Consider the following 15,502-nt stretch of genomic DNA (forward strand, 5'->3'; position numbering starts at 1 on the left):
GCCGGTCGGCATCCAGATCGTCGGCAAGCCACCGGACTGGCCGGATGGCACGGCAAGGCTGCAGAGGCCGAGATAGTTGCCCGGCCGCGTCAGATATCCCGGAATGGGCGAGGTCTCGTCGACTTCGGCGAGCGGGATTGCCGGCACCGCCATGGTCGGCATCACGACGGCATCATAGGGCCGGAACCACTCGGCAAATGCCCGGCGACGCTCGGCCATGCCGCGGATCTCCTCGGCGTAGGCGCCGGGCAGGAAGGTCTTGGCGGCCTGGGCGCGAGCCCGCACGCCCGGGCCAATCGCCTTGCTCATGTCCTCGATATAGTCGCGGTGGAGGGAATAAGCCTCGGACGCGATGATCGTTCCGGTTGACCGCGCGAGGTCGAAGTACCAGTCCGGAAGCCGCACGGCTTCCACTGCGGCGCCGAGGCTCTCGAATGTCCGCGCCGCGGCCTGCCAGGCCTTGACCACGCCGGCGTCCACGAAGTTCGGCAATTGCTTCGTATCGGGCACGGCGATGCGCATGCCTTCGATCGAGCCCGGCCGTGCGGCGAGGGTGAAATCCTCCAATGGTTGGCCGAGCGTCGTCGGGTCGCGCGGGTCGGGGGCGGCGAGGGCGTTCAGCAGGAGCGCGCAATCCTCGACCGAGCGCGCCATCGGGCCGATCGAGTCGAGACTCCAGCTCAACATGATGGTGCCGGAGAGTCCGATGCGGCCGAACGTGACTTTCAGGCCGACCAGGCCATTGAAAGCCGAGGGGATCCGCACCGAACCGCCAGTGTCGCTGCCGATGCCGGCCGGCGTCAGCCGTGCCGCGACGGCAACGCCGGTGCCGCTCGACGAGCCGCCGGGCACGCGCTGGGTTTTCAGATCCCAGGGATTCCACGGTGCCCCCATCAGCGGGTTGGTGCCCCAGCCGCCGAAGGCGAATTCGACCATGTGCAGCTTGCCGAGCGGGATCATGCCGGCGGCGGTGAGGCGCTCGACCGTGTTGGACGTCTCGGTGGCGACTCGCGTCTCGAACATTTTCGAGCCGCCCGTGCCGACCTTGCCGGCAATGTCACAGAGATCCTTGTAGGCGATTGGCAGGCCGTGCAGCGGCGGCAACGGAAAGCCGGACGCCCGCGCCTTGTCGGCGCCGTCGGCCATCGCCCTGGCGGCATCGGCATACACTTCGGTGAAGGCATGCAGCTTGCCGTTGGCCTTGGCGATCCGGCCAAGCAGGGCATCGACGATTTCGCGCGACGAGAAGCGCTTGGCAGCAAGGCCGGCGGAGAGCTCGGTCAGGGTGAGGGTGTGGAGGGTCATCAGTCGGTCGCCCTTAATAGGTTGCTCGCCCGCCGGAGAGATCGAAGGTCGCTCCGGTCGCGAAAGTGCAGTGGCTGGAAGCCAACCACGCCACCATCTCGGCCACTTCGGCGACTTCGCCGAAGCGGTTCATCGGAATCTTCGACAGCATGTAATTGATGTGCTGCTCGGTCATTTGGCTGAAGAGTTCCGTCTTCACCACCGCCGGCGCCACGCAGTTCACCAGCACGCCGGTCGTCGCAAGCTCCTTGCCGAGCGACTTGGTGAGGCCGATGACGCCCGCCTTGGAAGCGGAGTAGGCGGAGGCGTTCGGGTTGCCTTCCTTGCCGGCCACCGAGGCGATGTTGACGATGCGGCCCCAGCCGCGCTTGGTCATGCCGTCCGCCACGGCGCGGTTGCAGAGGAAGACGCCGGTCAGGTTGATGTCGATCACCTGCCGCCAGGCGTCGACGGGGTAGTTCACGACCGTCGTGTTGGGCCCGGTAATGCCGGCGCTTGCCACCAGGATATCGGGAGCTGCCAGTCGCTTCTCTGTGGCGGCGAGCGCCTCGCTGACCGATGTTTCGCTGGTCACATCGACCGAAACGGCGATGGCGCCCTTCAGCGCCGCCGCCGATTGCTCGGCCCGCGCCAGATCGCGATCCCAGAGGGCGACACGGCCGCCGCCGGCCGTGATTTTCGCAGCGCAGGCAAGGCCGATGCCGCGCGCACCACCGGTCACGATCGCCGTCCGGCCCTTGAACAGTTCCGCCTCCATGCCCGTCTCCCAAACGCTTGATCTCTCTAGAGATTCCCACCATATCGGCGCCCTGCGCCATCCGCTACACTGACGCTTGCGCGTTCCTTCTGCGTTTCCCCTGCAGCGTTTCCCGGGAGTTGCATGTCCTCCGCCACGCCGGCATCCATCGACGCCACCCTCGAGCTTCTGAAGAGCGGTGACTATATCGCCGATCGCAGCCTCGCCACCGTTCTTTACCTCGCCCTCAAGCTGGGTCGTCCGCTTTTCTGCGAAGGCGAAGCGGGGGTGGGCAAGACCGAGATCGCCAAGGTTCTGGCCGCCACGCTCCAGCGTCCGTTGATTCGCCTGCAGTGCTATGAAGGGCTCGACGTCTCATCCGCGGTGTACGAATGGAACTATGCCCGGCAGATGATCGAGATCCGGTTGGCCGAGGCGCAGGGCGTGCATGACCGGGGCCAATTGGCCGCCGACATTTTCGACGAACGGTTTCTGATCCGCCGGCCGCTGCTCGAGGCGCTCAGCCCGCACACCGAGGGCGCGCCGATCCTGCTGATCGACGAGCTGGACCGGACCGACGAGCCCTTCGAGGCCTACCTGCTGGAAGTGCTGTCCGACTTCCAGGTGACGATTCCCGAACTCGGCACGGTGAAGGCCGCGCAGATTCCCATCGTGATCGTGACGTCCAATCGTACGCGCGAAATCCACGATGCGCTCAAGCGCCGCTGCTTCTATCACTGGGTCGATTACCCCGACCTGAAGCGGGAGCTCGAGATTCTCAAAGTGAAGGCACCAGGCTCGAGCGAGCGTCTGTCGCGCCAGGTCGTGGGCTTCGTGCAGGAACTGCGCAAGCTCGACCTCTTCAAGGCGCCGGGAGTGGCCGAGTCGATCGACTGGGCAACCGCCCTGTCGGAGCTGAACGCGCTCGATCTCGACCCGCGGACCATCAACGACACACTGGGCGTTCTATTGAAGTACCAGGACGACATCCAACGCCTGCAAGGCTCGGAAGCGGCCGAGATCCTGCGCAAGGTGAAGTCCGACATCGCGGCCGAGCCGCTGGGCTGAGCCCCGGTGATGGACGCGCTACCCGAATCGGCGTCTGCGCCTGATCCACGCGAAGGCAAGCTCGCTACCAATATCGTGCACTTTGCGCGGACGCTGCGTACTGCCGGACTCCGGGTCGGGCCTGGGCAGATTCTGCGCGCCATCGAGGCGGTCGAAGCAGCGGGTGTCGCCAAGAGGGACGATTTTTACTGGACGCTGCACTCGGTATTCGTGAACCGCCGCGACCAGCGCGAGATCTTCGACCAGGCCTTCCACGTCTACTGGCGCAACCCGCGGCTGCTGGAAAAGATGATGGAGATGCTGCTGCCTCAGGTCGGCGTGCCAGCCAACGAGGATGAGCGCAAGCAGTTGAGCCGTCGTCTGCAGGAGGCGCTGCAGCCCGGCCGCGGCGAGGCGCCACCTGATGAAGACGAACCGCCGGAAGTCGAAGTCGAGGCGACCTTCACGGTCTCGGACCGCGAAGTCCTGCAGCATCGGGATTTCGAACAGATGTCGCAGGCGGAGATCGACGATGCGCTGCGCGCCATCGCCCGGATGCGTCTGCCGGTGCCGGAGCGGCGGACCCGGCGCTACCGGTCGGCCCGTCGCGGCCCGCGGGTGGATTTCCGCGCCTCGTTGCGCCGGGCGCTGCGGCCGGAAGGGCTGACGGAGCTGCGCCGCCGCGAACAGCGCCGCCGGCCGCCACCGCTGGTCATCCTGTGCGACATTTCGGGCTCGATGGCCCGCTACACGCGCATGTTCCTGCACTTCATGCACGCCATCACCAACGACCGGGACCGCGTCTACTGCTTCACTTTCGGCACGCGGCTGACCAACGTGACCCGTGCCTTGCGTTATAGGGATGTGGATATAGCGCTGGCCAAAGCCTCGGCGCAGGTCGAAGATTGGTCGGGTGGAACACGGATCGGTCAGGCCTTGCACGAATTCAACAACAAATGGTCGCGGCGCGTCCTGGGGCAGGGCGCCGTGGTCGTCCTGATCACCGACGGGCTCGATCGGGAGAGCGGCGGCGGGCTGGCCGAGGAGATGGAGCGGCTGCACAAGTCCTGCTCCCGGCTGGTCTGGCTCAACCCGCTCTTGCGCTACGGCGCCTACGAACCCAAATCCCAGGGCAACAAGGCCATGTTGCCTCACGTCGATGAATTCCGTCCCGTCCACAATCTCGAGAGTTTGGCCGGATTGATCGCGGCCCTCGGGGCGGTCACCCCAGGCGCCGACAGGCGGCTCGCGACATGGCAGACGGAACTGCGCAAGGAGTGAAGACCATGAGTGATGCTCTCGATGTGCTGGATCAGGTCGGCAAGTGGAAAAATGCGGGCAAGGGCGTCGCTATCGCCACGGTAATCACGACCTGGGGGTCGTCGCCGCGTCCGGTTGGCAGCCAACTTGGTGTCGATGATTCGGGTGCCATGGTCGGCTCCGTCTCGGGCGGCTGCATCGAAGGCGCCGTCGTCAAGGAAGCGCTCGACGCGATCAAGGATGGCAAGCCGCGCCTGCTCGATTTCGGCGTTACCGACGAGCAGGCCTGGGACGTCGGCCTCGCCTGCGGCGGCAAGGTCCAGGTATTCGTCGAGAAGGTGAGCTGATCCGATGAAGACCGAGACCATCGCGGCCCTCCAGCAGGCCCGCACCAAGCGCACCGCCGTCACCCTGGCGACGCGCCTCAGCGATGCCGCCGAAACCTTGATCTATCTCGACAAGGCCGACGGTGCGATGGCGGGCGACGCCACGCTCGTGTCGGCTGCGCGACGCGCCATGGCGATCGGCCGGAGCGAGACGATCGATCTCGGCGGCCAGAAGATCTTCCTCAATGTCTACGTGCCGCCGCCGCGCCTGATCATCGTCGGCGCGGTCCATATCGCACAGACCCTCGCGCCGATGGCGACCATGCTCGACTTCGACGTCACTGTCGTCGATCCACGCGGCGCGTGGGCCACCAGCGCACGTTTTCCCGGCGTGAAGGTAATCCAGGACTGGGCCGACGAGGCGTTCCAGGCAATGGGCCTCGATGTTTCCACGGCCGTCGTCACCTTGACGCACGATCCCAAACTCGACGATCCGGCGCTCGAGTCTGCGCTGCGATCGGATGTCTTCTATGTCGGTTCACTGGGCAGCAAACGCACTCATGCCAAGCGCAAGGAGCGGCTGACCGAAGCCGGCATCACCGAGGAACAGTTTGCCCGCATCCATGGCCCGGTCGGCCTGAACATCGGCGCCAAGTCGCCGGCCGAGATCGCGGTCTCCATCCTGGGCCAGATCGTCGAGGTGCGTGCGCGCCGCCTGGAAGCGCTGGCCGGTCCGAAGGTCGTCGCGGCGTGAGATTCGGCGACACTCCCATCGACGAGGCAGCAGGCGCGATTCTGGGCCATAGCTGGCGTTCGGGTGGGATCAATTTCGCCAAGGGCCGGACCCTGTCGGCCGGCGATGTCGCCAAGTTGAAGTTGGCCGGCGTATCGACGGTCGTGGCCGCGCGGCTCGATCCCGACGATATGCATGAAGACGAGGCTGCGGCGACAGTCGCCAAGGCCCTGGCGGGCGAGGGAATAGAGGTAACCGCGCCCTTCACCGGACGCTGCAATCATTTTGCGCGCGGCTCCGGTCTCGCCGTCGTCGATCACGAGCGCATCGATGCGCTGAACGAACTCGACGAGTCGGTCACCGTGGCGACCTTGCCACCCTTTGCGCGGGTGGAACCACGTCAGATGGTGGCGACGGTAAAAATCATTCCCTATGGCGCGCCGAAGTCGGCCGTGGCTCGCGCCGTCGAGGTCGCCCACTCGGCCAACCGGCCGCTCGTCTCGGTGGCACCGTTCCGGGCGATGAGGGCTGGTCTGGTGCAGACACGACTTCCGGGCACGCGCGACAAGGTGCTCGACAAGGCGGTCGGCACGACGACCAAGCGCCTGACATCGCTTGGGAGCACCTTGAACGGCGAACGCCGCGTGGCGCACGACGCCAAGGCGATCGCGGGGGCGTTGAAGGAATTGAAGGCGGAAGGCTGCGACCTCTTCCTGATCGCCGGCGCCTCCGCGATCGTCGATCGCCACGACGTCGTGCCGCTCGGCATCGCCGAAGCCGGCGGCAAGGTCCACCATTTCGGCATGCCGGTCGATCCCGGCAACCTGTTGTTGACCGCCGAACTCGACGGCAAGCCGGTGCTGGGCCTGCCGGGCTGTGCCAAGTCACCCAAGTACAACGGCTTCGACATGGTGCTGGAGCGGCTGGCTGCCGGGTTGACGGTTGGTCGCGCGGAGATCGTGCGCATGGGCGCGGGCGGCCTGCTGGCCGAGATCGCGAGCCGTCCGCAGCCGCGCGACGATGAGCCCTCGGAAGACGAGGGGCCGCAACAAGCGCCGCGTGTTGCCGTGCTGGTCCTGGCCGCAGGGCGGTCGACGCGGATGGGCGGCCCCAACAAGATGCTGGCCGATGCCAATGGCGAGCCTTTGATCGTCCATGCCGTGAAGGCCGCGCTCGAGTCCCAGGCGGTGGAGATCGTCGTCGTTCTCGGCCATATGGCGGAGGAGGTAAGAACCGCCATCGAAGGCGCCATCCCCGGCCGGTCGCGCCTGCGCTTCGTCACCAATCCGGATTTCGCCGAGGGCCTCAGCACGTCGGTGCGGACCGGCATCGGCGCTCTCAGCTCCAACGCCGATGCCGCGGTCGTCCAGCTGGGCGACATGCCCGGCGTTGGCGCCGGCCTGCTCAACCGCCTGATCGCGGCCTTCAGTCCGGTCGAAGGGCGCGCCATCTGCGTGCCGACGGTCGGCGGCAAGCGCGGCAACCCGGTTCTGTGGGCGCGGCGCTTCTTTCCGGAGATGGCGAAGCTGTCCGGCGATAGCGGCGCCAAACATCTGATCGGCGAGCATGCCGATCTCGTTTGCGAGGTCGAGATGGCGGGGGAGGCTGCGATCACCGACATCGACACGCCCGAGGCGCTGGCCGCCTGGCGGGCTCGGAGCCCGGCATGAGCTTCGATGTCGGCGCCGTCCGCGGCCAGTTCCCGATCCTGTCCGAGATCATCGACGGCAAGCCGGTCCACTATCTCGACAACGGCGCTTCTGCCCAGACGCCCAATGCCGTGCTCGATGCGGTACGGACCTACGAGACCACCGGCCGTGCCAACGTGCTGCGCGGCGTGCATCGCCTCGCCGAGCGGGCGACGGACGCCTACGAGAATGCCCGCGTGGAGGTCGCGACCTTTCTCGGTGTCGCGCCGATGGAAATCGTCTTCACCGGCGGCTGCACCGCGGCGATCAATCTCGTCGCTTATTCCTACGGCTCCCTCCTGAAGCCCGGCGACCGCATCCTGCTGTCGGAACTCGAACACCATTCCAACATCGTGCCGTGGCAGCTCCTGCGGTCGCGCGCCGGCATCGAAATCGACATGATCCCGGTCACGGTCGATGGCCGGATCGATCTCGACAAATTGCCGGGCCTGCTCACACCGCGAACTAAACTCATCTCGCTCGCGCATGTTTCCAACGTGACAGGCGCGCTGATCGATGTCGGCGCCGTGGTCGCCGCCGCCAAGTCGGTCGGCGCCAGGGTCATGCTCGATGGCGCCCAGAAGGCACCGCATGGGCCCATCGACCTGCCGTCGCTCGGCGTCGATTTCTACGTCTTTGCCGGCCACAAGGCCTATGGGCCGAACGGCATCGGCGTGCTGTGGGCCAAGGCCGAGCTGCTCGACGCCATGCCACCCTTCATGGGCGGCGGCTCGATGATCGGCCGCGTGACGTTTGCCGAGACGACCTGGGCGCCTGCGCCGCGCCGCTTCGAGGCCGGCACGCCCCCGATCGGGCCGGCGATCGGCCTGGGAGCGGCCTGCAAATGGATGCGGGCGCTCGACTGGACGGGCGCGCATGCCCACGAGATGACGATGGTCCAGCACCTGATGGACGGGCTGCAGAAGATCGACGGCGCCCGGATCTTCGGCCCGGCCGGCCTGCAGAATCGCTACCCCGTGGTGTCGTTCATGCTGGACGGCGTTCATCCGCACGATGTTGCACAAACACTCGATTCCTTCGGCGTCGCCGTTCGCGCGGGCCATCATTGCGCCCAGCCGCTGATGGACCGTTTTGACCTCGACGGCACGACGCGGGTTTCGATGGCGCCGTACAATAGCCGAGGCGACATCGACGCCTTGCTCACGGGCGTGCGGCACGCCGCCAAGACCCTGCGATGAGCGACCAGCTCTACCAGGACCGGATCGTGGCGCTCGCCAAGGCCAAGACCGGAGCCGGCAAGCTCGCGGCACCGACGAAATCGGCACGGCGCGACAACCCATTGTGTGGTGATCGGGTGACGATCGACGTCCGGCTGGACGGGCAGGGGCGCATCGCCGAGATCGCCCATCAGGTGCGCGGCTGCCTGCTCTGCCAGGCCTCGGCTTCGGCCCTGGCGTCGGTTGCCGTCGGCCAGGACGCGGCCGGTATTGCGGCCGTCCGCCACGATGCCGAACGGGCGATCGGCCGCGAGCAGGGCGAAGCGGCCGAGCCGTTCTCGGCTTTCGCACCCGTCGCCGCCCACAAGGCGCGGCAGGAGTGCGTGCTGCTGCCGTTCGAAGCGCTAAAGGACGCACTCTCGTAGATTCGTCGCACCAGCGCCCCGGTTGCGTCATAGTCGGCGCTCACGGTGTGCGAGTGCATCGCCGGGGAGGCTTTATGCGACATCTGCTGGCCAGCTTGGCTCTTCTGGGCCTTTTTGCCTTTCCAACGCTCGCCTTTGCCCAAGACCTCGCGCTCAAGCGCGTGATGCTGTCGTCGGGTGGCATGGGCTACTTCGAATACGAAGCCACCGTCGAGGGCGATGCAACGCTGAAGCTCACGGTCTCGCTGCAGCAGGTCGACGACGTGCTGAAGAGCCTGGTCGTCTACGACGACAAGGGCGGTGTCGGAGGCCTCAGCCTGCCAGGGCGCGAGCCGCTGGCGCAGGCCTTTAAGGATCTGCCCTTCGACCAGGCCTCGCTCGGATCGCCGGCCGAGTTGTTGGCGACCTTGAAAGGCGCCCAGGTCACCGTCGGCGGCAGCCGCGCCATCTCGGGCCGCATCGTCTCGGTCCAGGAAGAGACCGTCGCTCTCGGCAACGACAAGGGAACGACCACGCGCACCCGCGTCACCTTGTACACCGAGCGCGGCCTGCAGCAGTTCATCCTGGAAGACGCCGAGAATCTGCAGTTCGCCGATCCGGCGCTGCGCGACAAGGTCGGCCAGGCCCTGGTCGCCATCCAGGGCAACCGCGCCAAGGATGCCCGCACCATCGAACTGTCGACGCGTGGCACCGGCAAGCGCACGGTACGCGTCGCCTACATCGTCGAGGCGCCAGTGTGGAAGGCGTCTTATCGCCTGACCCTTGGCGCAGACCCGTCGGCCGCACGTTCGGCCCTGCAGGGCTGGGCTACGATCGAGAACCTGAGCGGCCAGGATTGGAAGAACGTCGAGCTCACGCTGGTATCGGGCCGGCCGGTCGCTTTTCGCCAGGCGCTCTACAACGCCTACTACGTGACGCGGCCGGAAGTGCCGGTCGAGGTCGCCGGACGCCTCGTGCCCGGCATCGATCGTGGTGGTGTCCAGGCCGATCAACGCAGCAAGGCATCGTCACCGCCGATGCCCGCGCCGGCGCCGTATCGAGCGCAGCAGGAGCGCACCATGTTGCCCGCTGCAACACCTCCACCGCCGCCGCCCGTCGCGGCCGCCGCCGACCAGATCGAGGCCTCGGATGCGGCGACGCAGGTCGTCTTCAAGTTCCCGCGCGCCGTCAGCGTCGACAATGGCCGCACGCTCTCGATCCCGATCATCGATCGCCAGGTGCCGGCGATGCGGATGGCGCTCTATCAGGCCGACACGGCCGCACGCAATCCGCTGGCCGCGATCCGCCTCACCAACGACGGCGAGAGCGGCCTGCCGCCGGGCATCATCACCATCTACGAGCGCGACAAAGGTGGCAGCGTGGCCTATGTCGGCGACGCCCGGCTGTCGGGCTTCCCGGTCGGCGAGACGCGGTTGCTGGCCTATGCCCTCGACGAGAAGATCATCATCGAGCGCGACGTCTCCCAGGCCGACAGGCTCGCCACCGGGACGATTTCCCAGGGCGTGCTGAAGCTCTCGCGCATCGTGCGCCAGACCACGACCTATCGCGTGCGCGGCCCGGCCAAGGAGCCGCGCCAGCTCGTCGTCGTGCAGCGCCGGTTGCCGGGCTGGACACTCACCAAGCCCGACGCCAAGGGCATCGACATCAGCGAAGGAAACTATCGCATACCCTTCGCACTGCCGGGCGGTGATCAGACCCAGACTTTCGAGGTCGTCCAGGAACAGGCACAGCAGCAGGAGCTGCGCCTGGTCGACGGTGCCGCCGATCAGATCCGCGTCTATGCACTGGCCCGCGAGTTCGACGCTAAGACCCGCGACGCGCTCGCCAAGGTGCTGCAGCTGCAGCAGTCCGTCGCCGAAGCCGAGCGCAAGGGCAAGCAGGTTGACACCGAGCGGCAGCAGATCGTCCAGGAACAGGCACGGCTGCGCGAGAATCTCGCCCGCGTGCCGGCGAACAGCGACCTGCAGCGCCGCTACCTCGCCACGCTCGACAAGCAGGAGAGCGAGCTCGAGACGCTCGCCAAGCGCAAGGCCGAGGCGGAGAATGGCGTCGAGACGGCGCGCGACGCGCTCAGGACCTTTGTCGCGTCTCTCGGTTAGCTAGCCGGCGCGCAACGTCCGGACGGCATCGTCGCGACGGAATAGATAAAGAAGAACGCGGAGCGCCTTGCCACGCTCCGATTGCAGGTCGGGGTCGCGGTCGATCACGAGGCGCGCGTCGTCACGGGCGGCTTGGAGCAGTTCGCCATGGGCCGCGAGGTCGGCCAGCCGCATGTCGGGCAAGCCACTCTGCCGCGTGCCCAAAAGCTCGCCGGCGCCGCGCAGGCGGAGATCCTCCTCGGCGATGCGGAAGCCGTCCTCGGTCTCGCGCATGATCGCGAGCCGCGCCTTGGCCGTCTCGCCGAGTGGCTGTGCATAGAGCAGCAGGCAGCTCGACTTGCCGGCGCCGCGCCCGACGCGGCCGCGCAATTGGTGCAGCTGCGCCAGGCCAAAGCGCTCCGCGTGTTCGATGACCATGACAGTGGCGGCCGGCACGTCCACACCGACCTCGATCACCGTCGTGGCCACCAGGATCGACAGCCGCCCCTCGGCGAAGGCCGCCATGGTCGCTTCGCGTTCGGCGCCTTTGAGGCGCCCATGCAGCAGGCCGACCTTTCCGGGAAAGCGCGTGCTCAGAAGTCCGAAGCGTTCCTCGACATTTGCGAGGTCGACTTCCTCCGATTCCTCGATCAGCGGACAGACCCAGTATACGCGCGCACCGGTGCCGATCATGCGGCCGACGCCCTCGACGACCTCGCCGATGCGTTCCAGGGGGAGCGTGCGGGTGTCGATCGGCAGGCGGCCGGCCGGCTTCTCGGTGAGTTTCGAGACGTCGAGATCGCCGTAGGCTGCCAGCATCAGGGTGCGCGGGATGGGCGTGGCCGTCATGACCAGCAGATCGACCGCCTGGCCCTTGGACGAGAGCGCCATGCGCTGATGCACGCCGAAGCGATGCTGCTCGTCGACGACAGCCAGTGCGAGGTCCGCGAACTCGACTTCTTCCTGGACCAGCGCATGCGTGCCGATGACGAGATCGATCGAGCCGTCGGCCAGGCCGCGCATCGTTTCCTTTTTCAGCTTCTGGCCGTCGCGTCCGGTGAGCAGGGCGAGGCGCACGCCGGTGGCCTCGGCCAGCGGCGCGATGGTGGCGTAGTGCTGGCGTGCCAGCAGCTCCGTGGGCGCCATCAGGGCTGCCTGAGCGCCGGCTTCGACGGCGATCAGCATGGCGAGGAAGGCGACCAGCGTCTTGCCGCTGCCGACATCGCCCTGCAGCAGACGGATCATCCGCTCGGGCTTGGCCATGTCGGTGGCAATCTCCTCGACCGCACCTTTCTGGCTCGCGGTCAGCTCGAACGGCAGCGCCTCGAGCGTGACCTTGTGCAGACGCCGGTCGCCTTTCGTCGCGCGCCCGCTGAGTGTGCGGTTGTGATGCCGGACCAGTGCGATCGCGAGTTGGCTCGCCAGCAGCTCGTCGAAGGCGAGCCGGGCCCGTGCCGGATGCAGGGGCGCGAGATCCTGCTCCTCGGCGGGCGCATGGGCGCTGGCGAGGGAGGATTTCCAGTCGGCCCAGCGGTTGCGCGCCAGGTAAGCGGGGTCCTGCCACTCCGGCAGGGCAGGCGCCCGCTCCACGCCGGCGGCGATCGCCTTCTGGACCGGTCGCTGCGTGAGGCCGGCCGTAAGGCCATAGACCGGTTCGACCCGGAGGATCGACTCGCGCTGATCGAGCGGCACGACGTGATCGGGGTGCGTGATCTGCACTTCGCCCTGGTAGAGGTCGACCCGGCCGCTGACGACGCGGATCTCGCCCGGTGGCAGTAGCTTCTTGAGGTAATCCTCGCGGCCGTTGAAGAAGGTGAGGCAGAGCCGGCCGGTCTCGTCGCTGCACCAGACCCGGTAGGGTTGGCGAGGGTTGCGCGGCACCAGATGTTCGTCGACCGTCACGGTGAGCGTGGCGACGGTGCCGGCCTGGGCGCCGGCGATCTCGGGCGCATTGCGGCGGTCGATGAGGGCGAAGGGCAGATGCCAGAGCAGGTCGACGACCAGCGGCCCGGCCAGTTTCTCGACAAGCTTGCCCAGCCGCGGCCCTATTCCGGGCAGCGATGTCACTTGGGCGAAAAGAGGGGTCAGGCTTTGCGGGCGCATCCGTGAAATGTGCGGCGTGGGGCAGGCTTTGGGCCGCGTGACTCCGCCATCGCCGCCGCCTATATGCTACGCCCCTTTTCGGGTCGGACCTGGGGAAAAGATGAGCAGCGAGGCGGATATCGAGACCCGGCGCAAGCGGCTGCTCTATCGCAGCATCTACCGTGGCAACAAGGAGAACGACATTCTCCTTGGCCAATTTGCGCGCGCCCATATCGCCTCGTTCGGCGCGGCCGAACTGGACCAGTACGAGCGCCTCCTGGACGTAGGCGACAACGATATCTTCGACTGGGTTTCCGCCAAGGCCGACGTACCGCCCGAGGCCGACACGCCGGTCCTGCGCATGCTCATGGCGTTTCGGGTGAACTTCCAGTGACCTTGCCGCTCACCGATACGCTGGCCGCGATCCACCGCAGGGCCGGCCGCTGGACCATCGCCGGCCTGCCGGAAGGCGCGGACTCGCTCGTGCTCGCCGACCTCGCGCGCACGACGGGCGGGCAGGACATCCTGCACGTGGCGCGCGACGGCCAGCGGCTGGAGCGGCTGCAGGACGGCTTGCGCTTCTTCGCGCCGGAACGCGAGGTGCTGGTCTTTCCGGCCTGGGATTGCCTGCCCTACGACCGGCTGTCGCCGCATCCCGACATCGTGGCCGAGCGTCTGACGACCTTGGCCAAACTCGCCGCGGCCAGGAAACCCGGTGCGCCGGGCAGGGTCATCCTGGCCTCGGTCGGCGCCGTCCTGCAGAAGGTGCCGCCGCGCAGCCTCTACGCCGCCGCCGCCATGGTTCTTCGCAAAGGCCAGACCGTCGATGTCACCTGGCTCGCGAAATTCCTGGGCGAGAACGGCTATGGCCGCGCCGAGACGGTGATGGAGCCCGGCGAATTCGCGATCCGCGGCGGGTTGATCGATCTCTTCCCACCCGGCATCGATGAACCTCTGCGTCTCGACCTGTTCGGCGATTCCCTGGAGTCGATCCGCTCCTTCGACGCCATGAGCCAGCGCACGACCGGCACGCGCGACGAGGTCGTGCTGTTGCCGGTGAGCGAGGTGCCGCTTACGTCCGAAGGGATCGCACGTTTCCGCACCGGCTATCGCGAGCTGTTCGGCAATGTCAGTGGCGATGATTTGCTCTACGAGGCGGTGTCGGCCGGTCAGCGCCATGTCGGCATGGAGCACTGGCTGCCGCTGTTCCATGACAAGATGGAGACGATCCTCGACTACTGTCCCGACGCGACGGTGACGTCCGACCACCAGATCGCCGAAGCTTTTCAGGCGCGGCACGAGTTGATCGCCGACTACTACGATGCCCGCCGCAAGACCGGCGGCAAGGGCGGCATGAGCGGGGCGGCGGACTACAAGCCGATCGCGCCGGAACTGCTCTACCTCAATCCCAAGGAGTGGGACGATCTGCTCGATGGGCGTACTGTTGCCGCCTTCACGACTTTTGACGCGCCCCCGTCGGCCGCCAATACGATCGATCTTCACGGCCGCCGCCATGAGGGCTTCGCGCAGGCGCGGACGGCGCAGGGCGTCAACCTGTTCGACAAGGTGGCCGATCATGTGAAGGCCGCCAACGGCGCCGGACGGCGGGTGGTGGTCGCGGGCTACACCGAGGGCTCGGCGAGCCGGTTGCAGCATCTCCTGCAGGAACATGGCGCCACGACGCCGGTGCCCGTGCCCGATCTTGCCACTGTCCTCGGACTGCCGTCGGGCGTGGTCGGCGTCGCCGTCTGGCCGCTCGAACACGGTTTCGTGCTCGATGCCCTGGAAGTCATCGGCGAGGAGGACATCCTCGGCGATCGCCTGTCGCGGCCGGCGAAGAAGCGACGTCCGTCCGAGCGCTTCATCGCCGAGGCGTCCGCGCTCAGCGAAGGCGATCTCGTGGTCCATCGCGAACATGGTGTCGGCCGCTACGAGGGGCTGGTGACGCTGGAAATCCAGAATGCCCGACACGACTGCCTGCGGCTGACCTACGAAGGCGGCGACAAGCTCTTCCTGCCGGTCGAGAACATCGACGTGCTGAGCCGCTATGGCGCGGCGGAAGAGGGCGCCGTCCTCGACCGCCTGGGCGGCGTCGCCTGGCAGTCGCGCAAGGCCCGGCTGAAACAGCGCATTGCCGACATGGCCGACCGGCTGATCAAGATCGCCGCCGAGCGCGCCATCCGGCGCGGCGAGACGATGGTGCCGCAGGACGGATTGTACGAGGAATTCTGCGCCCGCTTCCCCTATGCCGAGACAGACGACCAGCTCCAGGCGATCTCGGATGTTCTGGAGGACCTTTCCTCGGGCAAACCGATGGACCGGCTGATCTGCGGCGACGTCGGGTTCGGCAAGACCGAGGTGGCACTGCGCGCGGCGTTTGTCGCCGCGCTCTCGGGCAAGCAAGTGGCCGTGATCGGCCCCACGACGCTTCTGGCCCGCCAGCATCACCGCACCTTCGTTGAGCGCTTCCAGGGGCTGCCGGTCCGGATCGGCCGCCTGTCACGTCTGGTCACGGCCAAGGAATCGAAGGAAACCAAGGCCGCACTCAAGGAAGGCACCGTCGACATCGTCATCGGCACCCATGCGCTGCTGGCCAAGAGCGTCGACTTCAAGGACCTCGGCCTGCTGATCGTGGACGAGGAGC

The 15,502-nt window shown here is 67.1% G+C and carries 13 protein-coding genes; 10 read left to right on the forward strand and 3 right to left on the reverse strand.

The features are described 5' to 3' along the window. Together EPO55_RS16190 and EPO55_RS16195 are read right to left on the reverse strand one after the other, a co-directional pair. The coding region (locus EPO55_RS16190; protein ID WP_296338022.1) for an amidase at nt 1–1,305 on the reverse strand (1,305 nt) is incomplete at its 3' end. Between the two features lie 13 nt (nt 1,306–1,318). After that, entirely contained in the window at nt 1,319–2,062 is a 744-nt protein-coding gene (locus EPO55_RS16195; RefSeq protein WP_296338023.1) for an SDR family NAD(P)-dependent oxidoreductase, read from the reverse strand. 123 nt (nt 2,063–2,185) lie between these two features. Between EPO55_RS16195 and EPO55_RS16200 the strand changes: the two genes are divergently transcribed. The 8 genes from EPO55_RS16200 to EPO55_RS16235 all read left to right on the forward strand — a co-directional run bounded on the left by EPO55_RS16200 (nt 2,186) and on the right by EPO55_RS16235 (nt 10,797). After that, a complete protein-coding gene (locus EPO55_RS16200) occupies nt 2,186–3,109 on the forward strand; it encodes a MoxR family ATPase (protein ID WP_296338025.1) in 924 nt (307 codons plus the stop codon). Nucleotides 3,110–3,118: 9 nt separating this feature from the next. Continuing rightward, nucleotides 3,119–4,369 (forward strand): VWA domain-containing protein, encoded by a 1,251-nt coding sequence (locus EPO55_RS16205; RefSeq protein ID WP_296338027.1) that lies wholly within the window; start codon nt 3,119–3,121, stop codon nt 4,367–4,369. A 5-nt stretch (nt 4,370–4,374) separates the two neighbouring features. Then, a complete protein-coding gene (locus EPO55_RS16210) occupies nt 4,375–4,695 on the forward strand; it encodes an XdhC family protein (protein ID WP_296338029.1) in 321 nt (106 codons plus the stop codon). 4 nt (nt 4,696–4,699) lie between these two features. Continuing rightward, on the forward strand, nt 4,700–5,428 hold the full coding sequence (locus EPO55_RS16215) for an XdhC family protein (RefSeq protein ID WP_296338030.1): 729 nt from the start codon (nt 4,700–4,702) through the stop codon (nt 5,426–5,428). Next, complete coding sequence (locus EPO55_RS16220; RefSeq protein WP_296338031.1) at nt 5,425–7,077, forward strand: molybdopterin-binding/glycosyltransferase family 2 protein; 1,653 nt, start codon at nt 5,425–5,427, stop codon at nt 7,075–7,077. Before EPO55_RS16215 ends, EPO55_RS16220 begins: the two co-directional genes overlap by 4 nt. Next, the gene (locus EPO55_RS16225) at nt 7,074–8,294 is read left to right on the forward strand and encodes a SufS family cysteine desulfurase (protein WP_296338032.1); all 1,221 of its coding nucleotides are present in this window, start codon (nt 7,074–7,076) and stop codon (nt 8,292–8,294) included. The genes EPO55_RS16220 and EPO55_RS16225 overlap by 4 nt, the downstream gene beginning before the upstream one ends. Next, nucleotides 8,291–8,698, forward strand: a complete 408-nt coding sequence (locus EPO55_RS16230) for an iron-sulfur cluster assembly scaffold protein (protein WP_296338033.1) — start codon at nt 8,291–8,293, stop codon at nt 8,696–8,698. The genes EPO55_RS16225 and EPO55_RS16230 overlap by 4 nt, the downstream gene beginning before the upstream one ends. Nucleotides 8,699–8,772: 74 nt before the next feature. Further along, nucleotides 8,773–10,797 (forward strand): DUF4139 domain-containing protein, encoded by a 2,025-nt coding sequence (locus EPO55_RS16235; RefSeq protein WP_296338034.1) that lies wholly within the window; start codon nt 8,773–8,775, stop codon nt 10,795–10,797. Here the strand turns inward: EPO55_RS16235 and recG are convergent, their stop codons facing one another. Beyond that, nucleotides 10,798–12,879 carry an ATP-dependent DNA helicase RecG gene (gene recG / locus EPO55_RS16240; RefSeq protein WP_296338035.1) on the reverse strand — a complete coding sequence of 694 codons (2,082 nt, stop codon included), beginning with the start codon at nt 12,877–12,879 and terminating at the stop codon, nt 10,798–10,800. Nucleotides 12,880–12,979: 100 nt separating this feature from the next. On the opposite strand from recG, the gene EPO55_RS16245 reads away from it, so the two are divergent. Continuing rightward, entirely contained in the window at nt 12,980–13,252 is a 273-nt protein-coding gene (locus EPO55_RS16245; RefSeq protein ID WP_296338036.1) for a succinate dehydrogenase assembly factor 2, read from the forward strand. After that, nucleotides 13,249–15,502 (forward strand): CarD family transcriptional regulator (locus EPO55_RS16250; RefSeq protein WP_296338037.1); only part of this gene is annotated, 2,254 nt, incomplete at its 3' end. The genes EPO55_RS16245 and EPO55_RS16250, both read left to right, overlap by 4 nt.

It is taken from the genome of Reyranella sp., assembly GCF_004296935.1.
In the GTDB taxonomy this organism is placed as follows: Bacteria; Pseudomonadota; Alphaproteobacteria; order Reyranellales; family Reyranellaceae; genus Reyranella.

Excerpts from the sequence above, each read along its gene's own strand:
- EPO55_RS16195 (WP_296338023.1), bottom strand. The coding sequence starts at position 2,062 with ATGGAGGCGGAACTGTTCAAGGGCCGGACGGCGATCGTGACCGGTGGT.
- EPO55_RS16200 (WP_296338025.1), top strand. The coding sequence starts at position 2,186 with ATGTCCTCCGCCACGCCGGCATCCATCGACGCCACCCTCGAGCTTCTG.
- EPO55_RS16205 (WP_296338027.1), top strand. The coding sequence starts at position 3,119 with ATGGACGCGCTACCCGAATCGGCGTCTGCGCCTGATCCACGCGAAGGC.
- EPO55_RS16210 (WP_296338029.1), top strand. The coding sequence starts at position 4,375 with ATGAGTGATGCTCTCGATGTGCTGGATCAGGTCGGCAAGTGGAAAAAT.
- EPO55_RS16215 (WP_296338030.1), top strand. The coding sequence starts at position 4,700 with ATGAAGACCGAGACCATCGCGGCCCTCCAGCAGGCCCGCACCAAGCGC.
- EPO55_RS16225 (WP_296338032.1), top strand. The coding sequence starts at position 7,074 with ATGAGCTTCGATGTCGGCGCCGTCCGCGGCCAGTTCCCGATCCTGTCC.
- EPO55_RS16230 (WP_296338033.1), top strand. The coding sequence starts at position 8,291 with ATGAGCGACCAGCTCTACCAGGACCGGATCGTGGCGCTCGCCAAGGCC.
- EPO55_RS16235 (WP_296338034.1), top strand. The coding sequence starts at position 8,773 with ATGCGACATCTGCTGGCCAGCTTGGCTCTTCTGGGCCTTTTTGCCTTT.
- recG (WP_296338035.1), bottom strand. The coding sequence starts at position 12,879 with ATGCGCCCGCAAAGCCTGACCCCTCTTTTCGCCCAAGTGACATCGCTG.
- EPO55_RS16245 (WP_296338036.1), top strand. The coding sequence starts at position 12,980 with ATGAGCAGCGAGGCGGATATCGAGACCCGGCGCAAGCGGCTGCTCTAT.